Below are 25,277 nucleotides of genomic sequence, written 5' to 3' on the forward strand. Positions count from 1 at the left end.
AATACGGAACGGCTGCAAGATCACTCTTACACCGTTCCGTATATTTATACCCATTTTTTCAAGTTGTTCATACTACCACAACTGAGTTTAAACTACAAGCTTGGAAAAATCGGCAAAGCGCTTCAATTCTGAGTCAATAGCAGCCAGCAATGCCAAACGATTATTACGTACAGCATCATCCTTAGCCATAACCATAACGGAATCAAAGAACGCCGTCACCGCAGGAGTAATGGATGAAGCAAGTGCCAATGCCTGTGTCGCATCACCCTCCTGCAAGGCTGTACAATAAGACTCATAGGCGCCATACCATGCTTCGTACAGGTTTTTCTCGCCCTGTTCCGTAAATTCACCTGTATTCACTGACTTATGAACTGCTTTAGCAGCCAAATTACCTATGCGATTAAAAGACTCTACAGTGGCCTTGAAGACATCACCCGTTTGTACCGCAGCCATTAATGCAGCTCCACGGTTAACCACAGAAGCAACATCGTCATATCCAGCTGAAAGCACAGCATCCACAACGTCATAACGAAGCGTCTCGGACAATAGTTTCTTCACACGCAAACCAAAAAACTCATGTAATTCTTTACGTATTTCATCTGCAGAACGTTTCATATTTCCAAAGTTGCTGTGCACATCAAGCGCGATATTGAACACATCAGACAACGTAGCCGAAAGCTTACGATCCAACAGGATCTGCACGATACCTGCTGCCTGGCGGCGAAGCGCGTAAGGGTCCTGTGAACCTGTCGGAATAATACCGATGGAGAAGCAGCCTGTAATGGTATCTATTTTGTCTGCGATACTTACAATCGCTCCAGCGTTCGTCGAAGGAACCGTTTCTCCTGCGAATCGCGGCTGGTAATGCTCAAACACCGCTCTTGCCACTTCTTCCTTCTCGCCAGCCTTACGAGCATAGTCCTCACCCATAACACCTTGCAGTTCCGGAAACTCATAGACCATTTGTGTTACAAGGTCAAATTTACAGATATCTGCTGCTCGGCTAACGGATTCCTGTGTATCTGGGGAAACGCGAAGCTTCTCTGCCAGAGCATCAGCAATGCGGCGAATTCGGCGTACCTTGTCTCCAACTGTTCCCAGTTCTTCATGGAATACGATACTTTCCAGCTTGGAGAGTGCATCCTTAATTTCCAGCTTCTGATCTTCTTCGTAGAAGAATTTGGCATCAGACAGCCGTGCACGCAATACTTTTTCGTTTCCTTTTGCAATAACTTCAAGTGATTGACTGCCACCATTACGTACTGTAACAAAGTATGGCAGCAGCTTTCCTGTGCGATCCAGCACTGGGAAATAGCGTTGATGTTCACGCATGGAAGTAATCAATACATCTTTCGGAATGTTCAGGAATGCAGGGTCAAAGCCCCCGAACAGCACTGTTGGAGTTTCCACCAGATACAGCACTTCTTCCAGCAAATCATCCTTGACCGCAATCGTCCAATCTTTCTCGGTTGCCAATGCTTCAATCTGCTTCAGAATAAGTGATTGGCGTTCCTCAATGTCCACAATGACATGTTGCTTGCGAAGAACTTCAACATAGTCTGCCGGACTTTCTACAACGGCCTCCTGTCCAAGGAAACGATGGCCTCTTGTTACATTCCCGGACTGCACGCCAGCAATCTCCAAATTAACAATATCGTTGCCAAACAAGGCTACCAACCAACGGATTGGACGAACAAATTTAAAGTCATAACTCGCCCAGCGCATAAATTTAGGGAATGTCATGGCATGTAAAATGTGTAGTAAACCTTCGGACAGCACATCGGCCGTCGGTACACCTATGCTGCTCTTGGTCGCGTAAATATATTCCACGCCTCCAAGCTCTTTGAACGTAAACTGTTCAGGATCAACGCCTTGACTGCGGGCAAAGCCTAGGGCAGCCTTACTCCAGTTACCAGCTTCATCGAGCGCAATTTTGCGGGAAGGCCCTTTAACTTCTTCGTTAATATCTTCTTGCTTCTCCGCTACTTCCTTAACAAGTACTGCCAAACGACGTGGTGTAGCATAAGCCTCTACAGCACCGTAAGCAATACGCGAGCTGTCGAGCCATGCCGTCATTCGTTCCTTTAACTGCTGAATCGCATTCGGGATAAAACGTGCAGGCACTTCTTCCAGCCCGATCTCAAACAATAAATCCTTAGACATTTGCCGCACCTCCTTTCTTCAACAGCGGGAAGCCCAGCTTCTCGCGCTCCTCTAGGTAGGTCGCAGCCACCTGGCGCGCCAAATTACGTACTCGGATAATAAAGCCAGTCCGTTCTGTTACACTGATTGCTCCGCGAGCGTCTAGCAAGTTAAATGTGTGAGAACATTTCAGCACATAATCATAGGCGGGGAATACAAGATGCTGCGCCATCGCTTTATTCGCCTCTTCTTCATACATATTAAAAAGAGTAAATAGCATTTTGACATCAGATACTTCGAACGTATACTTGGAATGCTCAAATTCAGGCTGGTGGAAAACATCACCATACGAGATTCCATTAACCCACTCCAAATCGAACACATTTTCTTTGTCTTGGATGTAGGAAGCAAGACGCTCCATACCATACGTAATTTCAACCGCAACCGGACTGGCATCAATACCGCCTACTTGTTGGAAGTACGTAAATTGGGTAATTTCCATACCGTCCAGCCATACTTCCCAACCTAATCCCCAGGCTCCCAGCGTCGGTGCTTCCCAGTTATCTTCCACGAAACGAATATCATGCTCCAGTGGGTTAATGCCCAAACGGTTCAAACTCTCCAAATACAGTTCCTGAATGTTATCAGGTGAAGGCTTCAAAACCACTTGAAACTGATGATGCTGATACAGGCGATTCGGGTTCTCCCCATAACGTCCGTCTGACGGACGGCGAGAAGGCTCAACATAAGCTACGTTCCACGGCTCAGGTCCAATTGAACGTAAATACGTCATTGGATTCATCGTACCTGCCCCTTTTTCCGTATCATAAGGCTGTACAATAATACAGTTGTGTTCTGACCAAAATTGTTGCAGCGTTAAAATCATCTGCTGAAAATTCATGGGTACACGCATCCTTTCCAATCTCCCAAAATGTGGTGGTTTTAACCATTAAGTTCATATGTACAGGGCTCGTTTATCTCATAAGCCTTGCTAGAGACAGCAAAAAGCCCCCGCCTCTACGCCTGTACAGACGTAGGGACGAGAGCTGACTCCCGCGGTTCCACCCTACTTGATTGCGATCCTACATCACCAGTCGGATCGTAATCCTCTTTTCCGTGTCCATTCAGACGCTCCCGAGTGCCATGTTCACGAAAAATTCCCGCTGGGCTTACACCGTTCCCAACTCGCTAATTACAGAGAATACATTTCGTTACTTTCTCGTTCAATGCATCTGCTCCCAAAGGAGATATATAGTAGGATATTACACGTTTTCAGCAATGCAGTCAAGAGAACAGCTGTATTTCACATATCGTACTTATCAAGCTGGTCCAGAAAATTACGGGATTTCAGTTTGACCTCCAACTGCATATCCATGAACTGACGCATGACATGTTTGATCTCCAGCTTGGTGGAGTCCTTCACGTCGATATTACCAAGTCGATTCAAATCAATTTGGGCAAACAAGCGCAGCAACTTCAATGTACGTGGAGAAACACTCAGCGCAGCCGGGTCAAAATGCTTATAGCCTCGACACAAAACCCCGCCTAACCTCGGGCTGATGAACATATCCTCATCAGCACATTGTTGGCCGCTTGAAATACAGGCATCAAGCTGAGGTGCGTATCCGGCTGCCTGCAATATTTTAAATTCATAAATACTCATGACAATCAGCGGATCTTTGCCACTCTCCAATGCCTCTAAACAGGCTTTAAGCTGCTTAAACCAAAATGCGCCTGTTTCCTCATCCTGCAACACCCGATCGAGCAATTCACAAGCATAGGAAGCATAAGCAGCCTTTGTAATATCCTCGCGCAGTGTATGGTGGGATTGGATAATTTCGCCGGCATTCAACGTGCCCAAGCCTGTATTGCGAAAAAAAACAAATTCACCGTAGGTAAACGGCTGTGTTAAAGCAGCATGACGGCTTTTGGATTTTTTCGCGCCTCTGACCAGCACGCCTACTTTGCCGCCGCTTTCGGTGCAAAGCGTAATAATTTTGTTCCCCTCACCGTAATCCATGCTGCGGATGACGATTCCTTCCACCCTGTAAAGCATGCTTCTTCCCCCAAACATTCGCGAAGAAGCCAGTGGTTCGCACTATTCACAGGCTTCTTCATGCTCGTCCAACTCTCCTTCATCCGTGTCTTGCTCCCCTATCCCGGCGCTCTCCCTGTATAACAGATACGCACCGACATCTCCAGTCATCGCAAAATACTTCCACGAAAAATCTCGCAATCGTATTCATCCTTTCTTCGGAAATGACGTCTGCATCTCGAAAATAGGATGGTGCGAAGTGGAAAGAAGTATGCGATGAAATAAATGGATGACGTTAAAAAAGGCTACTGTGTACGGTCTGGATACCGCTTCGCGAATGATTTGATCTTACGAACGCTGAGGCTTCTTCGGATTCAAATCCTTCGCTCCGCTGCAACGTGCACGCAGTTACAATAATTCTTTTAAAAGCATCCCTTATTTCATTACTGGAATAAAAGGGTAGAAAAGGCAAGAAGTTAAGCGCCGCATATGCGCGGCGCTTGGAATGACCACAAGACATCATTATACTTTAAGTCTTGTGGTTGAGGTCGGTACGGCCTTTTAACGGAGCTTAAAAAACTGTACACATATGGTTCCAACTAATTTTAGCTCAATAAACCCTGGAACTAAAGTGAGCTTGCATCGAGTTCTATTTTTAAGCGTCGCGATGAAAGCCTAGGTCACGAAGGACACGTTCTTGATTGCGCCAGTCTTTTTTGACTTTAACCCAAAGTTCCAAGAAAATTTTGGAGCCTAACAGGTTTTGGATGTCTTGACGGGCCTGTTTGCCTACCTCTTTGAGCATAGCTCCCTGTTTGCCGATAATGATCCCCTTCTGGGAATCGCGCTCTACAAAAATAACCGCCATAATGTGAACTACACCATTATCCTGCACCTTCATGTCTTCAATCATAACTGCAATAGAATGGGGTACTTCCTCACGTGTCATATGCAAAATCTTTTCCCGCACCAGTTCGGCAATGACAAACTGCTCTGGATGGTCGGTAATTTGGTCATCAGGGTAATATTGTGGACCTTCTGGCAAGTATTTTTGTATCTGTTCCAACAAAGTGTTTACATTATTACCCATTTTAGCTGAGATCGGTACAATTTCCGCAAAGTCATACAACTTGCGATACTGCTCAATCAGCGGCAACAAGGATTCTGGCTCAATGCGGTCAATTTTATTCAACACCAATATAACGGGTGTTTTTACTTGTTTAAGCTGTTCAGCAATAAAACGGTCGCCCCCGCCTAACCCTTCAGCAGCGTCAATAAGAAAAAGCACCGTTTCAACTTCACCCAACGTATTAAAAGCAGTCTGATTCATATAATCGCCCAATTTTGACTGGCGCTTGTGAATCCCTGGTGTATCCAAAAATACAATTTGTGTGTCCTCTGTGGTGTATACACCGTGGATTTTGTTTCGTGTCGTTTGGGGCTTGTCTGACATGATGGCAATCTTCTGCCCAATAACATGATTCATCAATGTTGATTTTCCGACATTGGGTCTGCCAACAATTGCGACAAAGCCAGATTTAAAGTGTTTCTTAGCCATTTCATTTCCTCCAGCGCGTTAAGCACCTAAATTTTAGTTTACTTTTTCATTAAAACAGCTGACTTATTAACGTCAACACAGGTCTATAAAATACAAATATACCAATAATTACAGCAAAAACCGCTGCCAGGAGCACGGCTCCGGCGGCGGTGTCTTTAGCCGCTTTGGCCAGCGGATGAATATCAGGTGAGATCAGATCCACCGCTGCTTCAACAGCGGTGTTGATCAGTTCGGCTACAATGACTATGGCAATGGCCAGGCACACGAATAACCAGTCGAGCCGGGAGATGCGCAGAGTTAACCCTGCCACTATGACAAGGAGCGCCACGACCACATGTATCCGCATATTTATTTGCGTACGCAGAGCATAGATCACGCCTTCTGCGGCATAGCGAAAGGTCATTCTCCAAGGCTGACGTCTCATTACCGTGTCAACCCCACTTGAGCCAGCACAGCTTCCTGCTTACCCATCATTTCAGCTTCACTTGCATCGTCCTGATGGTCATAGCCTAACAGATGCAGAAAACCGTGAACAAACAAAAACCCGATTTCACGCTCAATTGAATGTCCATATTCTTCGCTTTGAGCTTGCGCTGTCTGTACAGAGATTATAATATCCCCCAGAACATCCGGTACATCATTTAACGGATTTTTTTCCGTTGGTTCGTAGATAATTTCAAGCTCTTCATCCAGTGTTTCCTTCATAGCAAAAGACAACACATCAGTGGGACGATCAATTCCCCGATAGTCTCGGTTTAACTCATGAATTTGATCATCATTCACAAAGGTAAGGGCGACCTCACCGTCTGTAATCCCTTCCGCCTTACCAGCCTGCTCTAATAAGGTGTTCAGCAGCGCGATCAACGATTCGTTAATTTCCATATCGTTTTGTTCATTATTCCAAGCTAATTGAAGGCCCATGCCAACCGCTCCTTTTAATTCTAATGCTTTAGCTGTGCTTCATGCACAAGTAATATTAAGCTTTTCCATTTTCAGGCTTGGGTCTTTCCTCTGGATATTCAATACGGGAATGAAAAATCCCCATTACTGTTTCCTTAAGAGTTTGAGCTACGATATCAAGCTCCCTCATAGTCAGTTCGCAGTCGTTAAACTGGTGATCATCTAGACGGCTCTTAATAATTTTCTCAATCATGGATTCTACCTGTTCCACTGTAGGTTTTCGTAAGGAACGAACGGCCGCTTCCACGCTATCAGCAATTCCCACTACAGCCGCCTCTTTCGACTGAGCCTTCGGTCCAGGATAACGGAAATCATCCTCTGTGAAATCAGGCTCCACCCCTCGCTCTTCCGCTTCACGCAATGCCTTGTGATAAAAATAGTGCAGGAATGTCGTTCCATGGTGTTGTTCGGCTATATCACGAATTGGCTTAGGTAGCTTGTAATCCAATTGCATTTCCACCCCATCACGAGCGTGAGCTATAATGATGGATTTACTCAGTTTGGGCTCTATTGTATCATGTGGATTTTCCATCCCATTTTGATTTTCAATGAAATACGAAGGCCTTTTGGTTTTACCAATGTCATGATAATACGAACCAACCCGGCACAACAAGCCATTGGCCCCTATAGCCTCCGCTGCGGCCTCCGATAGATTACCTACCATGACGCTATGATGATACGTGCCAGGAGTCTCGGTAAGCAGCTTACGGAGCAATGGATGATTGGGATTTGACAACTCAACAAGCTTCAATGCCGACAAGATACCAAAGGTGGACTCAAAAAATGGCATTAGCCCTATAACGAGGATCGCTGTAACCAGACCGCCTGCAAAAGCAAAGGCTACCCCATAGAGCGTCGTTGTTTGAGTCCAGTTTCCTTGATCAATCAGCGCCAGAGAAAAAACAGCCAAAGCCCCAAACAGGCAGACCATGATTGCGCCCTTGAACAGGGTTGAACGCTGGCTGGCCCGGTGAGTGGAAAAAATCGCTGCCAGGCAGACCACAAGGGCAAAGAATCCAAAATTAAAATCAAAAATCTGCCCCTGACGAACATTCAAAATCACACTTGCTAATATACTAAATATAACAGCACATACGAATGCCAACGACATATCAAGCAACAGCGTTACGAGCATAGCCCCGAGCGCGATAGGCGCCAGATAGCCGAGATAGGCTCGTTCACTAGTCTGCAGTATAGAAATTAACAGCATGGCCCCCACGGTGATCACAAAGATTAACACCAGCATGAGCAGCTGTGCATTATTATACTTGAAGTTTCGTGTTCGTGATTGGAATTGACGAATATACATAAACAGACCCAATGCCAGCATCATAGACAGCATCAGCAGGCCAAATTGTGGCCAATAGTTGATTTTATCCTTGAGCAGCTCGTTCTCATCAAGCAGTGTATAGATTTCCTGGGTAATAATCTCACCCTTTTTGACGAGTACTTCACCCTGTTTAATGTAAACTGTCGGTGTATCTTCACGAGCCTGTACTTTGGCATCCTTCGTAGCTGTATCATCATAAAACTTGTTGGCTGTAATCACAAGCCTTGCAAGTTCCTGAACAACCTCCCGGGAGGTACGTTTAGTAAGCGAGCTTGTACTCACACGCTCCGCTACCTTGGCCCGGGCTGTCTGGGCATCCGTAATTTGATCATTCATCAATCCTGTCACAATCTCACGGGCCACGGGCCGCATTTCGGCAATATCCTCAGATGTAAGTCGCGGAATTTTGATGTATGTTTCCTCTGGGATTCGGTACGTTTGTTCTTTCGTTTTTTCCAGCACCTCATCCAGCAACTTATCTGGGTAGGCATCCGCATTACGGCTGTTGTTCACAAAATTTTGCACAAATTCCCGTGCACGTTGAGGAATCTCATCTTTATAAATTGCAATCTTGTCCGCTCTGGAGACCTGATCATCCTGATTGAGCCGTTCAATTCGATCCAAAATACCAGTAATCAGGTTATCATTGCGGATCGGTACAATAGTATACATGGGCTGAACGCGCTCAGCTGATTCCTCTTGGGCCTTCAAAGTCGCCTTACTGTTAGGAAGCTGCATTGGAGCAACAATTTCCTTTTCACTTGGTTGATTCACCCGGATATCATAGCGTTCGGGAAGCAGCTTGGACGCCAAACCCACATAAAAAAGAACCACCAAAAATAAAAACAGAAGATAGCGTGTTGCCACGCTATACTTCCATCCATTCATTCTATGCTGGAACGTTTTTCCCTTAGATAATTCCCTCGAGGTCATCTAAAACAATCCCTCTCCATCATCTTTTTCAAGGCAGCTACGCTGCTGGTTTTATACGTTTTCTGATCATACACACTATACTCCTGCTTAGGGGCTTAAGCTTGATTCTCAGCAACACGGTCATAAGCGACGATGATTTTTTGAACCAGGGAATGGCGGACAACATCCTCTTCCGCAAACTGGACAAAGCCTATTTCCTCAATCCCTTTTAAAATCGTATTTGCTTCAATCAGACCGGATTTTTTGCCACGAGGCAAATCAATTTGCGTAACATCACCAGTGATAACCATTTTGGAACCGAAGCCAAGTCGAGTCAAAAACATTTTCATTTGCTCTGGCGTGGTGTTCTGAGCTTCATCCAAAATGATAAATGAGTCATCCAGCGTACGACCCCGCATATAAGCCAGTGGCGCAATTTCGATCAACCCGCGTTCCAGTGCTTTTGCCGTCTGCTCTGGACCCATCACATCGTATAGGGCATCATACAGCGGGCGTAAATACGGATCAACCTTTTCCTGTAAATCCCCAGGCAAAAAGCCCAAGTTTTCACCAGCTTCCACTGCAGGACGAGTCAGCACAATACGCTTGACTGAACCTTCCTTCAAAGCAGCTACGGCCAGCACTACAGCCAGATAGGTTTTACCAGTTCCTGCCGGGCCAATCCCAAATACAATATCACGCTTCTTAATCGTGGTTACATAATGCTTTTGTCCAATCGTTTTGACACGAATCGGTTTGCCCCGAAACGTTGTCGTAATTTCTCCCTTGAACAAATCAAGTAACTGATCAGCGCGCAGATCTTTTGCCAGCTCAATCGCATAATGGACATCCCTTTCGGTCAGTATATACCCATTACGAATTAACTGGAGTAAAACATCGAACAATTGTTCGAGCATTTCCACTTCGTGAGCATCACCAAAAACATTAACTTCTGCCTCACGTGATGCTATTTTTGCAGGAATAGCTGCTTCGATCAATTTTAAAAAGGAATCCTGCGGGCCGAATAACGCCTGACCTTCTCCCGCACTGTTCAATGCAATTTGTATGCTGCGTTGTTGTTCTGCCAAATAGCCTCATTCTCCTTGGTTATGAACTAACGGAAGTTCTTCCGCAATATCCTGTTCCACTTCAAAAAGTACTTTCATATAAACTTTACCATTCTCTCTCTTCTCATGCAAAATTTTTTGGCTCATTATTTTCGTTCCTTTGCCGTATTTAGCTAAAATATCCGCGCGCGCGCCTTCTATACCGGACATTTTGGCTTCCGTTTCGCTTAACTTCTGCTCTTGTACCTTGGTCTCCCTCACACTTTCATTCATCCAACCCAGCGGAAGTTTGTAGGAACGCCATGTTAGAGGATCATGTTCAACGGTTGTTTTATGTGTAGAATAAGGTATTTCCCCATATCCCCACAATTGTATCGCGCGGTTACCCAGCACCAGATATAAGCGATCATGGCTATTACCTGTATATGTGCTGCTGCGTCGCACCATAGGACTATTAATTTCATATTCATGCCACACAAGCCCCTTTACCTCTCCCTTGGCTACGACCTGTTGCTGATTTTCCTCATCGCCAAGCGTTCCTGAAATGAGAATGGCTCCTTTCTTGACCCGTGTATTTCTATGCACAACAGGACGCCCCTGCTCGGCAAAAATTTCAGTGACCACCGCGTCTGCCTTGCTGATGAGATGACGTGGATTGTAGAGCGGCGGTGGAGTAGGCTGGGAAGCTTCTACGACCTGAATTGTCACCAAAGTCCCCTGTCTCTCCACACCGATCCAGGATGCCTCTGGCAGCTTCTGCATGAGTGCGCGCGCAAGCTTGTCCTGACTGGAAAGACGAAAATTCCATTGAAACGGATAAAGTCCCTCCTGTCGGGCTACCTTAAGAACAGTTTCTGTAGACAGCTTATCATTTCCCTTCACTTCAATGTCCCAGATGAGCGATGACATGAGCAGAAGACCTATCCAGAACAAGGCCAGTCCTGCGAGAAAAAATTTACGTTTTGCGATTCGTACAACAGTGAAGGGAAGTCCTTGACGCTTCAGAATATGCATTTTGCAGCCTGTCCTTCTCAAAAGCGGACGCAACAGGAAGAAGTGCGGCAGCAGAAGGTTCATTTCTGCATGTCTGGCATCCATTGGCCGCACGTTCCAAACAGGTATTTGATGATCAGTCAGTACATTAATGAAAGCTTCCACACTTTCGCCCTCGACAGCTAGGGTAACCGTGCCACGCAGCTTTGCTAAAGCGGGATGTTTCACGAGCCTTCCTCCGTTCCTTCCATTTGAATATCTGTAATATGTCCCTCTACACTTACCTGATCTGGCAGGATAGACGTAATAATGAGATTATGGCCTGACACTCTTAGCCTGCCTTGCGCAAGTGCAAGCACGAGTTGATCTGGCGTGAAATCCACCACTCCCCGGTGATTCTCTACATAAAGCTGGCGGCTGCCGATGAGGGTTAACCGCGGCAGGTCCAATAGAATGTCCTGCGGAAGCTCCAGCGTCTCGCTGGCCCACTTTCGCAGTTTGCGGCTCATCCGGCTCATACGGCGAAATCTCCTTTCCTGTCATCAAAATAACTGTTACCCAACGGTTAATAGTTATTTTGATGGCAGCTATGCTGCTTTTTTTAAAATTCATTGTTATGACCATTAAGCACTCCACAGTTGTTTCGACGACAGCTATGCTGCTATTTTTTAAGCTCTTGTTATTTACCATCACTGGACGCCGTTCCCCCACGTCACAGATATCTGTACTGTACATTTTATGATCCGGTCATCGCATTTATGAGGCTAAACTTACAATTCGTAGCAACTGTATTATTAAAGAGGAACCGATGTGCACTTTTAAAAACTCACATAAAAAAAAGACAACCTTGTTTTCATATCAAAAACGAGGCTGCCTTATTCATTTTACAATATGAAATGGTTAGTTTTCGGAATCCCGATTTAACAAAGAATTTTTTCTGGAGTAGAAAAAGTAAATAGCCATACCAATAACAAGCCAAATGATAAAGCGAATAAACGTTTGACCATTCAGATTAAGAATTAGCACTCCGCATGAAATTATAGCCAGAATTGGAACATATGGAACTCCCGGGCATCGAAAAGCTCTTGGCAAATCAGGTTGAGTTTTTCTCATAACTATGACAGCGACCGAAATCAGAATAAATGCTGATAAGGTTCCAATGTTCACCAAACTTGCTAACTCATCCAGCGGGATCAACCCACCCATTAATGCAGATAAAGTACCAAAAAACAACGTGTTAATATAAGGCGTTTTATATTTGGAATGGACCTTTGACAGTACTTTAGGAACTAAGCCATCACGTGACATAGCAAACATGATACGAGTTTGACCATACAGCATGACTAGCATGACGGTTGTCATCCCTAAGATGGCTCCGATATCCACAATACCCGCCACCCAATTCTGACCGGCAACCTGCAAAACTAATGACACAGGATGGGAGATACCTTCAAATTGCATGAACGGCACAATACCTGTCATAATCGCGCTAACGATTACGTACAAAAGCGTACAAATAGCCAGTGAAAAGATAATACCACGCGGTAAATCACGAGCTGGATTTTTGGTTTCTTCCGCCGCTGATGACACGGCATCAAAGCCAATGAAAGCAAAAAATACAAGAGCTGCAGCTCCAAACACCCCACTATACCCAAATGGCATAAACGGTGTCCAGTTATCTGGCTTTACATATTTAGCAGCAACGATAATAAACAATAAAACGACAACAATTTTAACAATAACCATGATGTTGTTGATTCGTTTGGATTCTTTTATTCCAAAATAAAGCAAAAAAGTGATAGCTATCAAAATTAAAAAAGCTGGAAGATTAAAATAAGTAGACTGGCCTTTTAAAGCTCCTGGCGCTGCAGTCAATTCAATCGGAATATGAAGACCAATTCCTTTTAAAAAGGATACAAAATATCCCGACCAACCTGCAGAAACAGCGCTGGCCGCCAACATATATTCCAAAATTAAATCCCACCCAATAATAAAAGCCAATAGCTCCCCCATCGTAGCATATGTAAAAGTATAAACAGAACCGGATACTGGAACGGTGGAAGCAAACTCGGCATAGGCTAATGCGGCGAATAAACAAGCAATCCCCGCGATCACAAAAGATATTACCAAGCCCGGACCAGCCGTAACTGCTCCCGTACCTGTCAAAACAAAAATGCCAGTTCCGATGATGGCTCCAATCCCAAGCATTGTTAAATCAAACGCACCCAATTCCCTTTTAAGTGCTTTTTCCCCACGTGTAGCAGCGATCAGTTGATCAATGCTCTTCTTTCTGAACAAGCTATTCCCCATCTACCCCATCCTCCTCAAGATAAATTTTCACCTTTTGATGAACCTGTTAAATCACCTCGATTTAAATCAAATTTCATCTAATTATGGAGTAAATTTTCATTCGTTCTATCGTTGAGAACATTATATATAAAAAAGAAAAAATGAAAACGATTTTCGGAAAGCTTCGTTCATAATCTTACATTTGATCATTTTTCACATACCTATTTTCATAAATAGGTTTCTAAATTAGACATAATGACGTCTTTTTAGATAACAGCAAATGTAAGAATAATGTAGTGTACATGAGGACATCACAGTCCTTGTTAGATAATTAGAGCATTCGTCGTCACGTCTTTTTTTATTCCAGCATGATTATGTATTGCTAAAAATATCGTTAAAAAAAGATCCGCCACAGCCAAAGCCGTGACAGATCTTATCATTTTAATGTCTTCCTCCACCCAAATAACGTTTGGAACGCGGAGGGCCTAATATTTCTGCCCAAATTACACCTTTACGAAGATCAGACACATTCACTGCATCATGCGCTTGCGAGGTTTGCTTGGACTCATCTGTGATTTCTCCCGAATCTCTAACATTGGATATACGATCGAAACGGGATAGAACCGATCTACGCTCTTCTTCCATAGCACGGATTCGATCCTCTAGAGTCGTACTGTTATCCGATAAATCGCGATTCATCCCTTCTTCTGTTGCTGCCCCATCTCCTGCTTCTTCTATACGCCGGGCTTCCATTACCGCCCGTCGTTCATTAGGAAATTGACGTTGCAATTCTCCAGTAACGTCCTGCCGACGTCGCTCTTGCTCTGGTTCCATTTTGAAAGGTCTGGTTGACGTCGAGGGCCCTCGGGAACCATGATCACCACCAAAGGTAGGCATCCCTTGTCGCGGCGGAGATTTCCGCTCTCCGCTTTGAATGCTTTTCCCCAAGAAGGATACCAGCGCAAAGCCAATTACGATCAGGATATACAAATGCTCTAAGATCCAGCTGATAAAATTCATCACTCACCGCCTAACTACCTAATTCATTGGCTACGCCCGTTAGTTAATCTCGGCTCTTGTTATCATTTCCCGAGTTCTCATTCGGTTTACCTAAGGAATTACGCATTTGCGTATCTGCCTCAACATTTTTTAAATTCATGTAATCCATGACGCCTAGTTTGCCGCCACGCAGCGCTTCAGCCATTGCCAGAGGCACTTCGGATTCGGATTCCACCACGCGTGCTCTCATTTCTACGACACGCGCCTTCATTTCCTGTTCCTGTGCCACAGCCATCGCACGCCGCTCTTCGGCTTTTGCCTGCGCAATACGTTTGTCTGCTTCTGCCTGCTCTGTTTGCAGGAAGGCACCGATATTTTTGCCTACATCAACGTCTGCAATATCAATGGATAGAATTTCAAATGCTGTCCCTGCATCCAAACCTTTGGACAATACGGTTCTCGAAATGGAATCCGGATTTTCCAGCACGTCTTTATGCGAATTACTGGAACCAACCGTTGTTACGATCCCTTCCCCAACCCGAGCAATAATCGTTTCTTCTCCGGCACCGCCTACGAGCCGATCAATGTTGGCACGCACCGTAACACGAGCTTTAACCTTCACTTCGATACCATCCTTGGCGACGGCAGCAACAATAGGCGTCTCAATAACACGCGGATTAACACTCATTTGGACCGCTTGCAGAACATCCCGTCCCGCCAGGTCAATCGCAGCCGCACGTTCAAATTCAAGCGGAATGTTAGCCCGCTGCGCGGCGATCAACGCATTGATCACTCGGTCTACATTCCCCCCTGCAAGAAAATGGCTTTCCAACTGGTTGATATTTAAGCCCAGGCCAGCTTTGGTAGCCTTAATGAGGGGATTGACAATTCGGCTTGGTGTGACGCGCCGCAACCGCATAGCTACCAGCGTAATGATACCGATCCGCACACCTGAAGCCAACGCCGAAATCCACAGCATCACCGGGAAGAAACTAAAAAACACGCTCAATACAATAATCACTACTACGGCAATCAGCAAAATGCTGACAATACCCGATTCGAACACTCGCATCAACCTCCATTAATCTAATTCTTCGTTGTTTGCTTAGACGCTTGCGTCTGCCTTGACGACAATTCGCCCGCCTTCTACTTTGGATACGATAATTGGCATATCTGGGGCGATAAATTCCCCGTTTGTTACCACATCTACTCGCTCATCAGCGATTAGCACCGTCCCAGCTGGACGTAATGGAGTCAGACTGACCCCCCGCTGACCTAGTAACGTCTCCCGATTCACAACCGAAGAAAACCCTTGGTCAGCCGTCAAACTTTCCTGAAGTATAAAACGGTTCCATATCCCTCGGTCCTTGAAGACAACTGCGATAATCGCCACCACGGCAACAGCCGCTGCAAAAGCAATTCCCAAAGATATAAACGCATGCTGCATGTTATATGCTGCACGGACTACACCCGCGACAAGGCTGATCGAACCCAATATGCCCAGAATGCCAAAGCTTGGAATGAACATTTCAAGTATAAGTAGAGCCAAACCGATAATGAACAACAACCATGTCTCCGAACCAGCAAAGCCAGCAATATAGTTACCAAAAAAGTACAAGCCAAACCCGAGTACGCCCAGAATTCCAGGTACACCAAAACCGGGGACAAGCAGCTCAATAACTACACCTGCGATACCGATAAATAAAAGCAATATCTGCACGATCGGATGGGTCAATATCTCGGCTGCTTTCTCAGCCCATGTGCGCTCCACATGGATAACATCATCCGTACTGTAGCCCATCCACTGGATAACTTCTTGTTCTGAAGATGCGATGTGATCCGCATAACCCAACTTCAGCGCTTCCTCACTGGTTAAAGAAATGATCTGCCCATTTCCCTTATTAAAGTTCATCTCCGGAATAGAGACCGTCGTTTTGGGATCGACCATACCTCTGGCAATATCCGGATTGCGACCGCCAGCTTCTGCAGCAGATGCCATGCTACTCTTCCACCAAGCTACCGTTTTAGGATCTGTAATAGCCTGCCCACTGCCGTCTACTAACGCTGCTGCTCCAATAATACTCCCTGGTTTCATAGCAATCTTGTTGGCACTCAACGCAATATAGCTACCCGCTGAGGCCGCTTCGCCTTTGATATAGGCTACGGTCGGAATGGGACTGTCTTTGATCAGTTTACCCAGCTTCTCTGCTGTATCTACCCGTCCGCCGGGAGTGTTAATATCAAGTAAAATCAGACCGGCTTTGGAATCAACTGCTTCTGCAAATCCACGTTCCATAAATTTGCCCAGGCCTTGTTCAATTTCCTGATCAACTGGTATAACAAACACAGCTCCACCCTTTGTTTGAGCTGCCGCTGATCCAGAATAGATTAAAGGTAATAACAAAACGGATATCATAATCCACAACGCTAAAAAGATCAATTTGCGGCTGGAGTGGTGATCTTGTCTATGCATTTCTTTCCCCCCTTTCGATCTTTCCTTGTTACAGCATACCAAACTTTGTTAGACAAACTATACAGTTTTCAGGATTTAATGTGAAATTATTGGGTATATTGCTAATCCTGACGCCTGTCACATACTTTACGCCTCTAACAGACCACACGTTTCATACAATTATAGATAGCGCTTTCACAAAGGTGTGCCCCCACCATTCCATTTTACAGTAGGCACCAAGCAAATAGAAATAACACCCTCTGTAAACAGAGGGTGTTGTGTTTTCCTGTTTGTCTCAGGTTTATTGCAGAAATTGCTGAACCGCTTGGTTCACGAGCTTACCGTCAGCACGACCTTTTACCTTAGGCATCAAGGCCGCCATTACTTTCCCCATCTCGGCTTTTGAAGAAGCACCGGTTTCCTGGATGGTCTGCTGTACAATAACTTTAATTTCTTCTTCAGAAAGTTGTTCAGGAAGGTACTGAGCGATGATCTCTATTTCTGCTTTAGTGCTTGTCGCAAGTTCATCACGACCTGCTTTTTCAAACTCATGGAGGGCATCTTTTCGCTGTTTGATCTCACGACTCAGAATATCAAGCACTTCGTTGTCGTCCAAATTCCGTTTCAAATCTATTTCAAGATTTTTAATCGTAGAACGAACCATTCGAATGGTGGAGAGTTTGAACTTGTCCTTACTCTTCATTGCTTGCTTCATATCTTCGTTCAATCGTTCGCTCAAATTCATGATTACTTAGATCCTCCTAGAACTTTCTCTTACGAGCAGCCTCGGACTTTTTCTTGCGCTTTACGCTTGGCTTTTCATAATGCTTGCGTTTCTTCACCTCAGCCAATACGCCATCCTTAGCAATGGAACGTTTAAAGCGACGAAGTGCAGCATCAATTGTCTCGTTTTTGCGAACTTTAGTTTCAGACACCAGTTTTCCCTCCCTCCGACCAGACCGTCCAAGAGCAATAACACGGTTCATCAAATTTTATTATAGGTGAAACGGAAACCAGGTGTCAACCTATAAGAAAAAATGAGTACATAGAAGGAACCTTTTTCCCTCACTTCCGCATTACTGAAAAGACTAGCTCTGTCATTTTTAAGCATGCGAGTCTGAAATACCTGTCAAGGCACCCAATTTAGCGCCGCCCAGCAAGTGATAGTGCAGATGCCCTACCGCTTGTCCACTATCCGGACCGCAGTTGTTAATCAACCGATAGCCAGACTCTGCGATTCCCAATTTTTTTGCAACCTCAATCGCAACACGATGAATCTCCGCAATAAGTGGGAGATCCTCCTCCGTTACAGCATTCATTGAAGGAATGTATTTTTTTGGAATAATGAGCACGTGTACTGGCGCCGCAGGCTGGATGTCATGAAATGCGAGCACATTGTCGGTTTCCAACACCTTTTTACTGGGAATGCTTCCATCCACAATTTTCAAAAACAGATCGTCCATTCAAAACCCTCCTTTGGCAGTGAGCCGATTCTAAGCAATTCAACACAAGCAGCTTGCTCTCGGCATTCAAAGTTATGTATTTTCCACACCAAACAGAAACATAACCAATCATGATTGGCTATGCCTGTGTTTCTATATGTATCATAACGGAAAATGGGGCTTAATACCAGTTTCCCTTACTAACTTCCTCTATTATAGATTTGACACCTTGATCAATTTGCTCTGGCTGTGCACGCGAAATACTGACGCGCAAAAATTTTTCTTGTTCCCTGTAGCTTGACAAATAAAAGCCTTTGCCAGCTACAACCTGGATGTTTCTCGCCTTAAGGTTGTATACCAAACGCTCCAAATTCACCGTCCTCGGCAGCTTAAACGGCGTATAAACGCCTGAGGTTATAGCTGGAGTTTGAATGTACCCGGTCTGATTGTATCGCTCCAGCGCCTTGTTCAGAATATGAATGCGCTCCGAATACAGTTTGGATATAGTGTGTTTATGACGCTCATACATTCCATTTTTAATATAGATATCAAGTGCTGCCTGAGACAGAATTGATGTGTCAACATATCTTTTATAGGTACTGAACGTCTCTAATAGGTTTTCTGGCAGGACCGCAACCCCTAAGCGCAAACCAGGGAAAATGATTTTCGAGAAGCTTTTCAAGTAAATAGTGTGCTCCGTCTGATCGTATGCGTAAATAGGATCAACAAGAGGATCAACTCCCAAATCAGCCATATAGTCATCTTCTACGATGAACACATCATATTTGGCAGCTAAGGCAGCTATGGTTTTTCGTTCCTCTGTGTTATATGAGATACCTAGCGGATTATGATGCCTTGACATCGTATAAAAAAATTTAATGTTCTCCTGCTTAAATTGATTCTCTAGCTCATGAAAATCCAGCCCTTCCGCTGTTCGGGCAATCGTATTGACAGGTATGCTTTCTTCCTCCAAAAAACGCAAATAAATATCGTAGCTGGGCTGCTCAACCAAAATCTTTTCTTTACCATTGGGAAATGGCATTTTGGCAATTATCTCTAATGCCTGTTGAACCCCTGAAGTAACGATAATCCGATCTTTCTTTGCAAACACCTGAGCATCGGCCAAATGCGAGACGAGCGTATGACGCAATGTTTCCAGTCCTTGCGAATCCCCGTAAGTGAACAGATGGTATTTGTAGGTGTCAATAGCCTGATTTAGGCAATGTTGAAAATCCAAATACGGAAATACATTTAAGTCCGGGGATGCTGAAGCAAAATCAACGCAGTCTGAACTATGGCTATGGTGTACGTCGCTGGGGGTTTCCACTACATAGTATCCGCTTTGCGGTATGGAATAAATGGCATGCTTTCTCTCAAGTTCAGCATAAGCTCGCAGAATTGTACTTTTACTGCACTTGTACAGCTCCGAAGCATCACGGACCGACGGCAGCTTGTAACCCGATCTATATTGTCCCTCGCGAATTTTAAGCTCTATATCTAATAAAATCGAAACATATTTTTTCACGATATCCTCCTGCCTGTTCTATACTGACATCCTCTTTATATCCTTAATCCTTCTTAATGTTCCTGTACACGCTTGATGTTAACATGGTTTATAGATAAACTGGGTACTTCTTTTCATTAAATTGTTTATTAGACCCATTTGCTACTGAGACCGTAGATGTGAAAAAGAGGCTGTTTCTCCATGCTGGAAGAAACAGCCTTGCATAGTGATGATGTATGGATGCGCCTTTATAGCACTTGTACGGTACAAGAGCTGTAGGCGGGAGAGAGCAGAAAATTACACGATATTTTTAGCAACTAAGAAGATGAGTTTAGTAATAAGGCAGTAGGCTAATTGCTGTCAACGCAGCAAGTGGCAGAACCAAACGATTAAAGCGGCGACGTCCGTATGGGAATCCGTAAGCAAAAGCAGGAACTGGGTAAGGGTAAGGATAAGGGTACGGAGGATAATAAGGTGCATAGCCGCCATAAGCACGGGAGCCGCATCCACAGTTGTTAGGCGGATAGGGAAGATTCACATTCTCCACTTCTTCTCCACCCATAGGAACAGCTAAGTATAACTTTTCATCATCCACATGCTCTACAATCCCGTCATACGTTGTCCCGTCTTTTACCCATACGCATACATAACGATGCATATGTTGTTGACATAGTGTTTTAGCATCCATCTGTTGCGGTGCTGTAACATTTTCGGTAGTCATGCTTTTTTCCATGGTCGTTTCCTCCTAGACTCTTGCATGTATACCGTATGTTATTCAAAAACGGGCTATGTGCTACACCAAATTGGGCGAATTCCGGCTTGCAAAAAAAAGAAGCACCCCGGGAGCTCTTGGCAGAGCCCCTCTGAACGGACGTATGACGGGAAGATTTCTTCCGCAGCATACGTCCGCCGGGGTGCTGTATGATTAACTTGTCGGCTTAGCTGTATTATAACAACAGTTTGAAACTGTATCTGTGATCTGTATCACATTATTTCAAAATGTTTCCATAACCACGCGAGAGCCTCCACCCGCCTGCTCTGCAGGCAGAACAACCAGCTTGCGTGGGAGACGGGCCCGTAATTCAGGTACATGACTAATCACACCAACAGATAATTGATCGTGATGCAGCTTTTCGAGCGAGGTGATCACGGTGTCAAGCAGTTCAGGGTCCAACGTTCCAAAGCCTTCATCCAGAAAGAAAAATTGAAGAGGATATTGACCCCGCAACTGAATTTGAGCCGACAGCGCAAGCGCAAGTGACAGTGAGGTCAGGAAGGTTTCGCCGCCGGACAAGGTCGATACCGGACGTTTAACTCCCCCATTGGCATCGTCACTAATGACAAAACCACCGCTCGAATCTACTTCGAGCGCATAACGTTGCTTAGTCAGAAAACGCAGGCGACGTGAAGCCGATTGACTGACCTGCATAAGCTGCTCCTCGGCAATATATTCAACGAAGGCATTGCCGCGAAAAACAGACTGGAGCTTGGACATTTTCTCTGCCTCGCTACGCAAATGTAAACGATTGGACTCCAGCTCCATCCAGCGGATGTGCCGACGCTGTAAATCCTCTAAATCACGCTCAGCCTTGGCGCGATTCTGAAGTGCCTCTTCGTCTCGTGCACGACAATCACACAGCCTCGCAGTGGTCGTTTTCCACTGTTCCTCTGTTACTGTTGCTCCATTCAACTGCTCCTCGACATGTTTTAAGCGGGAAGTCAGCTCCTTCTCCCGTTCTCGATGCACACTCACTTCATGTTCATAGCGCGCAGCTTCTTCTGGTCCCAGGCAGCATTCCACGACCTCCGCTTCCGTAGCAAAAGAGGAAGCTTCCAGACGGGTGCCCCAACGGGATTCTGCCGTCTGCCGTCTCTCTTCTGCCGAGTCGAAAGCCTGGCGCGCGATCAGTGAAGCATGAACAGCCTGCTGCTTGCGTTCTTCCGCTTCGGCACGGCGTCGTGCTGCAGCTTCAGCCCCATTTTTCAGTCCCAGCAAGCGTGAGGTCGCTTCTTCCAGCAATGAAGCTGCTCGGCCTTCTCCAACCCACTTTTGGAGCTGTTCTAACTTTTCACGCAGCAGCTCATCTTTGCTTTGGAGCCCTGTACGACGGGCAATAATGATTTTGTCTTCCTCGATGATGCTTTGCTGTATCTGCTGTACACGCACTGCCTTTTCTTCGAGGAAGGTGACACTCGTCTCCAGCCGGGACCGCAGCTCCTCTGTACGTCGGTCGCGCTCCTGCATGGCGCGATAACGCTCCGCAGCTTGGTCTGGGCCGACATCTGGCAGCTGTGCCGCCCATTCGGCGCGCAGCCCCTCGCTGCGCGTGGTACATGCCTCGCGCTTGCTCCGCGCCTGCGCCAGCGCTGCCACCGCCGCCTCTTGCTCAGCGGCTGCACGGATACGGCGCTGCTGTCCGGCGGCGTCTGCCTCACGCAGTGCCTGTGCCTCGGCAGGCAGCGTATGCGCGCGAGCTGCCAGCTCAGCCGCAGCGCGCTCCAGCGCGGCACAGCGCTCGGCCCATGCGGCGACACCACGCGGCACAGTTGGCGCTGCCAGGGGCGCAATTGGCTCGCCCGTGGCGGCAGCGCCGCTGTCTGTGGCGGTAGGCTGCGCTAACAAGCTGCGCTGCTCGTGCAGCTGCTGGCGCAGCGTAAGGCGCAGCTCCTGCAAGCCAAGCCGCAGGCGGTGCAGCTCATCCGGCGCGGCGGAATCCGCGCTATGGGACGCAACAACGGCAGGCGCAGGGTGATGCAGAGAGCCACACACTGCGCATGGCTCTCCTTCGCGCAGCTCGGCAGCGAGGTGCTGCGCGAGACGCCCGAGCTCCTCGGCACGAAGCTCGTGACGCAGCTGCTCCTCCTCAGCAGCCAGTGCTGACACGTCGGCTGTAATTTCCGACTCCAGCGCCAGCAACACCTCAATGCCTTCAGCCGCCTGTGCAGCAAGGACAGAACGTCGTGCCTCCGTCTCCTGTGTCTCCTGCTCCATTAGCTTTAGACGTTCGTCTGCTAAAGCAAGCCGTTTCTCCTGAGCTAAATACTCTTGTTCAGCTTCCCGCCACTGCTCATGCGCAGTCTCCAGCTGTTGCAATCGCTGCACAGCCTCTTGCAGCATACGCCGCTCATCTGCCCGCACTTCATTTTGCTTTAGCTCTTGTTGAAGCTCCTGCTGCCGCTTCAAACCTCGTGTCTGTAACTCTTGTTCCTTTGCGAGAGCTGCGGCATGCTCCGCAAGGGTTTGTTCACTATGTGCTAGTTCAGCCGCCAAACGTTCCCGTTCGGTCCGCAACACTTCCGTATCACGTTCCAGTTGAAGTGCCTGCTCCAATTGATCGATCCGAAGCAAAAGCTTTGGTTCTTCGGCACTGAGTACTTGCCGCGCCTGCTCATCTGCTTGCACAGATGCAAGCGCCGCCTCCGCTGCGGAGGCAGCTAGGACTGCCATTTGTTCAGCATTCTTTTGCCGTTTGTCTGCATCGGCAACGGCTTCCTTCCAATCCGTCAGTGCAGGCAGCAACGCCTCCGCTGCAGATGCTTGTCGCAACTTGTGCTCCAGCAAAGCAATGCCTGGCTCCTGTCTCGCCATCTCCTCCAGTTCGTTCACTCTTTGGCTAAGCTCGATGACTAGCTCCCGTGTTTTATTCAGCGCCTCCGCTTCCTGTGCAACACGCTCCAGCTCGCGGCGTGAAGTCTCTGCATGGGCAATTGCTTCTTGGAGGCGCAGCTTTACTAGCTCAAGCGCTTCAGCACTCGCATCCCCCAGCCCTTGCTGCTCCGCCTCCAACGCTTTCAGGGCGATGTCGTTTTCCTTCACACGGCGGCTCAGTTTTTGTGCAAGTTGATCTCCATACTTCTCCAGATGGAACAAGCGCTGTAGCATCTGTCTGCGCTCACTGCCCTTTAAGGACAAGAATTCCGCAAACTTCCCCTGCGGTAATACAACAGCGCGTGTAAAATCGTCCATTTTCAGGCCAATATACTCCTCCACACAGCGTGTCACATCCTGTACCTTATCAGCAAGCACTTCCTCGCCATCTTCTGTGTATGCAATAAAACGGCTAAGCGTATTATTAACCGATACGCCTCCTGCACGTTTGAAACGTCTTTCTACACGGTAACGGCGAGGTCCTTGAGCTGACATTAATTCAAACGTAAATGCTACAGACAACGTATCCTCGGCATGGTTCATAATGCCCTGTGTACCATTCACCGCCCGCTCCACTTTACCGTACATAGCCAACGTAATGGCATCCAGCAACGTTGATTTACCGCTACCCGTTGGACCAAAAATTCCGAACAGTCCCGTTTCGGTCAAATCATCAAAGCGAATTTCCTGTGACTCCCGGTAGCTTTGCAACCCCGCCAGTTTCAGAAGGATCGGTTTCATACATCACCCTCCTCAGCCTGGTCTCTTGCATCATCCTGTTCTACCAGTTCCAGAAATAACTGTACTAATCCGTCATCCGGCTGTGCTCCGCCCGTTTGTCGTTGGTAAAACGCCCGAAACAGCTCATGAACCGGCAATTCTGAACGTTGGTGTTCCAACTGTGCTGCAGCCATTTCCGGGTACACAGGGCGAATATGAATGATGCCTTCACGGCTTTTGCGCAACCGTTGAATATCTCCCATCGACATTGCTTCATCCAGTGTAATTTCCAGGTCAATAAAGGCATCCGCATCCAGTCCTTCGTCCAGCCAGCGATATACCTCCTCCAGACCTCCCCGTGCTCGCCACCGCACTAGTGGACGTCCACTGGTAATATACAGCTCCTCAACTTGTGCTGGCTTGCCGGCAATCACGTCAATTAACGTAACCGATTTGGCTTGTCCAGCTTCGGAAAAGCTATAAGCTAGCGGAGAACCACTATAACGCATCAGTCCATCACCCTTCACATATTGGGGACGGTGCAAATGCCCCAGAGCCGTATACTGCGCTCCAATGCTCAAAGCAGACGGATCTACGGTATAGGCTCCCCCAACCTGAATCGGGCGTTCCGAATCCGATTCCAGCCCGCCAAGCACATAAATATGGCTCATCGACAAATTAACCGTGTCGGGTCGAAACGCTGTACCCAGTTGCGACATCAGCATCCCTACACGGCGGCTATAGGCCTCGCGTAATATGGTTTCATCTCCGTCTTCAGACAATAGCTCATTCAGACGAGACTCGGAGGGATATGGCAAGGCTGCAATACATGCCATTTCACCCGTTCGCGAAGTATGGACGCGTACTGCTTCCCCGTGAGGCAGTCCCAGTAATGTAATTCCGCGCCCGCTTACCAGCGGGGTGACTGAGGCTACCCTTTCCGGCTGATCATGATTGCCCGCAATGACCACTAACGGTCTTCCTCCAGCTGTAAGACGCGCAGATGCTTCATAAAACAATTGTTCTGCAGCAGCTGAAGGGTTGACTGAGTCGTAGACATCCCCAGCCATCATAATCAAATCCGCCTGCTGGTCGTCAGCCATTTTCACCAATTCTTCCAAAAACGCCTCCTGCTCCTTCAGACGGCTGCGCCCTTCCAGCGTGCGGCCCAAATGCCAATCACCTGTATGCAAAATTCGCATGCTATTCCCCCTCTCCCTAACTA

General features: G+C 46.7%; 22 protein-coding genes. All 22 read right to left on the minus strand.

The genetic code is table 11. The features are described 5' to 3' along the window. Nucleotides 1–87 precede the first annotated feature (87 nt). A complete protein-coding gene (gene glyS / locus ACQQ6X_RS06625) occupies nucleotides 88–2,163 on the minus strand; it encodes a glycine--tRNA ligase subunit beta (protein ID WP_305164671.1) in 2,076 nt (691 codons plus the stop codon). After that, entirely contained in the window at nucleotides 2,156–3,043 is an 888-nt protein-coding gene (gene glyQ, locus ACQQ6X_RS06630; protein WP_016821582.1) for a glycine--tRNA ligase subunit alpha, read from the minus strand. Before glyQ ends, glyS begins: the two co-directional genes overlap by 8 nt. A 402-nt stretch (nucleotides 3,044–3,445) precedes the next feature. Beyond that, nucleotides 3,446–4,198, minus strand: coding sequence for a DNA repair protein RecO (gene recO / locus ACQQ6X_RS06635; RefSeq protein ID WP_305164672.1), 753 nt, complete (start codon nucleotides 4,196–4,198; stop codon nucleotides 3,446–3,448). A 42-nt stretch (nucleotides 4,199–4,240) separates the two neighbouring features. Further along, nucleotides 4,241–4,378, minus strand: coding sequence for a YqzL family protein (locus ACQQ6X_RS06640; protein WP_305164673.1), 138 nt, complete (start codon nucleotides 4,376–4,378; stop codon nucleotides 4,241–4,243). Between the two features lie 454 nt (nucleotides 4,379–4,832). After that, the gene (gene era / locus ACQQ6X_RS06645) at nucleotides 4,833–5,735 is read right to left on the minus strand and encodes a GTPase Era (protein ID WP_305164674.1); all 903 of its coding nucleotides are present in this window, start codon (nucleotides 5,733–5,735) and stop codon (nucleotides 4,833–4,835) included. 49 nt (nucleotides 5,736–5,784) lie between these two features. Continuing rightward, nucleotides 5,785–6,159 carry a diacylglycerol kinase family protein gene (locus ACQQ6X_RS06650; RefSeq protein WP_063210099.1) on the minus strand — a complete coding sequence of 125 codons (375 nt, stop codon included), beginning with the start codon at nucleotides 6,157–6,159 and terminating at the stop codon, nucleotides 5,785–5,787. Then, on the minus strand, nucleotides 6,159–6,656 hold the full coding sequence (ybeY, locus tag ACQQ6X_RS06655; protein WP_305164675.1) for an rRNA maturation RNase YbeY: 498 nt from the start codon (nucleotides 6,654–6,656) through the stop codon (nucleotides 6,159–6,161). The genes ACQQ6X_RS06650 and ybeY overlap by 1 nt, the downstream gene beginning before the upstream one ends. A gap of 55 nt (nucleotides 6,657–6,711) precedes the next feature. Then, a complete protein-coding gene (locus tag ACQQ6X_RS06660) occupies nucleotides 6,712–8,958 on the minus strand; it encodes an HD family phosphohydrolase (protein WP_305164676.1) in 2,247 nt (748 codons plus the stop codon). Between the two features lie 95 nt (nucleotides 8,959–9,053). After that, entirely contained in the window at nucleotides 9,054–10,025 is a 972-nt protein-coding gene (locus ACQQ6X_RS06665; protein ID WP_149033696.1) for a PhoH family protein, read from the minus strand. A 6-nt stretch (nucleotides 10,026–10,031) separates the two neighbouring features. After that, the gene (gene yqfD, locus ACQQ6X_RS06670) at nucleotides 10,032–11,225 is read right to left on the minus strand and encodes a sporulation protein YqfD (RefSeq protein ID WP_305164677.1); all 1,194 of its coding nucleotides are present in this window, start codon (nucleotides 11,223–11,225) and stop codon (nucleotides 10,032–10,034) included. Then, complete coding sequence (gene yqfC, locus ACQQ6X_RS06675; protein ID WP_305164678.1) at nucleotides 11,222–11,515, minus strand: sporulation protein YqfC; 294 nt, start codon at nucleotides 11,513–11,515, stop codon at nucleotides 11,222–11,224. Before yqfC ends, yqfD begins: the two co-directional genes overlap by 4 nt. A 382-nt stretch (nucleotides 11,516–11,897) precedes the next feature. Continuing rightward, nucleotides 11,898–13,307 carry an amino acid permease gene (locus ACQQ6X_RS06680; protein ID WP_305164679.1) on the minus strand — a complete coding sequence of 470 codons (1,410 nt, stop codon included), beginning with the start codon at nucleotides 13,305–13,307 and terminating at the stop codon, nucleotides 11,898–11,900. A gap of 420 nt (nucleotides 13,308–13,727) precedes the next feature. After that, the gene (locus ACQQ6X_RS06685) at nucleotides 13,728–14,306 is read right to left on the minus strand and encodes a hypothetical protein (protein ID WP_305164680.1); all 579 of its coding nucleotides are present in this window, start codon (nucleotides 14,304–14,306) and stop codon (nucleotides 13,728–13,730) included. Between the two features lie 43 nt (nucleotides 14,307–14,349). Beyond that, nucleotides 14,350–15,351, minus strand: a complete 1,002-nt coding sequence (gene floA, locus ACQQ6X_RS06690; protein WP_269203168.1) for a flotillin-like protein FloA — start codon at nucleotides 15,349–15,351, stop codon at nucleotides 14,350–14,352. Nucleotides 15,352–15,390: 39 nt separating this feature from the next. Next, nucleotides 15,391–16,758, minus strand: coding sequence for an NfeD family protein (locus ACQQ6X_RS06695; protein WP_305164681.1), 1,368 nt, complete (start codon nucleotides 16,756–16,758; stop codon nucleotides 15,391–15,393). A 280-nt stretch (nucleotides 16,759–17,038) separates the two neighbouring features. Further along, on the minus strand, nucleotides 17,039–17,482 hold the full coding sequence (locus ACQQ6X_RS06700) for a GatB/YqeY domain-containing protein (protein ID WP_305164682.1): 444 nt from the start codon (nucleotides 17,480–17,482) through the stop codon (nucleotides 17,039–17,041). Between the two features lie 16 nt (nucleotides 17,483–17,498). Continuing rightward, entirely contained in the window at nucleotides 17,499–17,672 is a 174-nt protein-coding gene (gene rpsU, locus ACQQ6X_RS06705; RefSeq protein ID WP_005547957.1) for a 30S ribosomal protein S21, read from the minus strand. 168 nt (nucleotides 17,673–17,840) lie between these two features. Then, nucleotides 17,841–18,200, minus strand: coding sequence for a histidine triad nucleotide-binding protein (locus ACQQ6X_RS06710; protein WP_149033701.1), 360 nt, complete (start codon nucleotides 18,198–18,200; stop codon nucleotides 17,841–17,843). Nucleotides 18,201–18,360: 160 nt separating this feature from the next. Continuing rightward, the gene (locus ACQQ6X_RS06715; protein ID WP_305164683.1) at nucleotides 18,361–19,704 is read right to left on the minus strand and encodes a PLP-dependent aminotransferase family protein; all 1,344 of its coding nucleotides are present in this window, start codon (nucleotides 19,702–19,704) and stop codon (nucleotides 18,361–18,363) included. A gap of 310 nt (nucleotides 19,705–20,014) precedes the next feature. Continuing rightward, complete coding sequence (locus tag ACQQ6X_RS06720; protein WP_305164684.1) at nucleotides 20,015–20,416, minus strand: hypothetical protein; 402 nt, start codon at nucleotides 20,414–20,416, stop codon at nucleotides 20,015–20,017. A gap of 261 nt (nucleotides 20,417–20,677) precedes the next feature. After that, nucleotides 20,678–24,073: an AAA family ATPase gene (locus ACQQ6X_RS06725; protein WP_305164685.1), complete on the minus strand. Its 3,396-nt coding sequence runs from the start codon at nucleotides 24,071–24,073 to the stop codon at nucleotides 20,678–20,680. After that, nucleotides 24,070–25,254 carry an exonuclease SbcCD subunit D gene (locus tag ACQQ6X_RS06730; protein WP_305164686.1) on the minus strand — a complete coding sequence of 395 codons (1,185 nt, stop codon included), beginning with the start codon at nucleotides 25,252–25,254 and terminating at the stop codon, nucleotides 24,070–24,072. The genes ACQQ6X_RS06725 and ACQQ6X_RS06730 overlap by 4 nt, the downstream gene beginning before the upstream one ends. Nucleotides 25,255–25,277 lie beyond the last annotated feature (23 nt).

The sequence above is a fragment of the Paenibacillus ottowii genome (genome assembly GCF_050516475.1).
Classification (GTDB): domain Bacteria; phylum Bacillota; class Bacilli; order Paenibacillales; family Paenibacillaceae; genus Paenibacillus; species Paenibacillus ottowii.

Excerpts from the sequence above, each read along its gene's own strand:
- glyS (WP_305164671.1), bottom strand. The coding sequence starts at position 2,163 with ATGTCTAAGGATTTATTGTTTGAGATCGGGCTGGAAGAAGTGCCTGCA.
- glyQ (WP_016821582.1), bottom strand. The coding sequence starts at position 3,043 with ATGAATTTTCAGCAGATGATTTTAACGCTGCAACAATTTTGGTCAGAA.
- recO (WP_305164672.1), bottom strand. The coding sequence starts at position 4,198 with ATGCTTTACAGGGTGGAAGGAATCGTCATCCGCAGCATGGATTACGGT.
- era (WP_305164674.1), bottom strand. The coding sequence starts at position 5,735 with ATGGCTAAGAAACACTTTAAATCTGGCTTTGTCGCAATTGTTGGCAGA.
- ACQQ6X_RS06650 (WP_063210099.1), bottom strand. The coding sequence starts at position 6,159 with ATGAGACGTCAGCCTTGGAGAATGACCTTTCGCTATGCCGCAGAAGGC.
- ybeY (WP_305164675.1), bottom strand. The coding sequence starts at position 6,656 with ATGGGCCTTCAATTAGCTTGGAATAATGAACAAAACGATATGGAAATT.
- ACQQ6X_RS06660 (WP_305164676.1), bottom strand. The coding sequence starts at position 8,958 with ATGACCTCGAGGGAATTATCTAAGGGAAAAACGTTCCAGCATAGAATG.
- yqfC (WP_305164678.1), bottom strand. The coding sequence starts at position 11,515 with ATGAGCCGGATGAGCCGCAAACTGCGAAAGTGGGCCAGCGAGACGCTG.
- ACQQ6X_RS06680 (WP_305164679.1), bottom strand. The coding sequence starts at position 13,307 with ATGGGGAATAGCTTGTTCAGAAAGAAGAGCATTGATCAACTGATCGCT.
- ACQQ6X_RS06685 (WP_305164680.1), bottom strand. The coding sequence starts at position 14,306 with ATGAATTTTATCAGCTGGATCTTAGAGCATTTGTATATCCTGATCGTA.
- ACQQ6X_RS06695 (WP_305164681.1), bottom strand. The coding sequence starts at position 16,758 with ATGCATAGACAAGATCACCACTCCAGCCGCAAATTGATCTTTTTAGCG.
- ACQQ6X_RS06700 (WP_305164682.1), bottom strand. The coding sequence starts at position 17,482 with ATGAATTTGAGCGAACGATTGAACGAAGATATGAAGCAAGCAATGAAG.
- ACQQ6X_RS06710 (WP_149033701.1), bottom strand. The coding sequence starts at position 18,200 with ATGGACGATCTGTTTTTGAAAATTGTGGATGGAAGCATTCCCAGTAAA.
- ACQQ6X_RS06720 (WP_305164684.1), bottom strand. The coding sequence starts at position 20,416 with ATGGAAAAAAGCATGACTACCGAAAATGTTACAGCACCGCAACAGATG.
- ACQQ6X_RS06725 (WP_305164685.1), bottom strand. The coding sequence starts at position 24,073 with ATGAAACCGATCCTTCTGAAACTGGCGGGGTTGCAAAGCTACCGGGAG.
- ACQQ6X_RS06730 (WP_305164686.1), bottom strand. The coding sequence starts at position 25,254 with ATGCGAATTTTGCATACAGGTGATTGGCATTTGGGCCGCACGCTGGAA.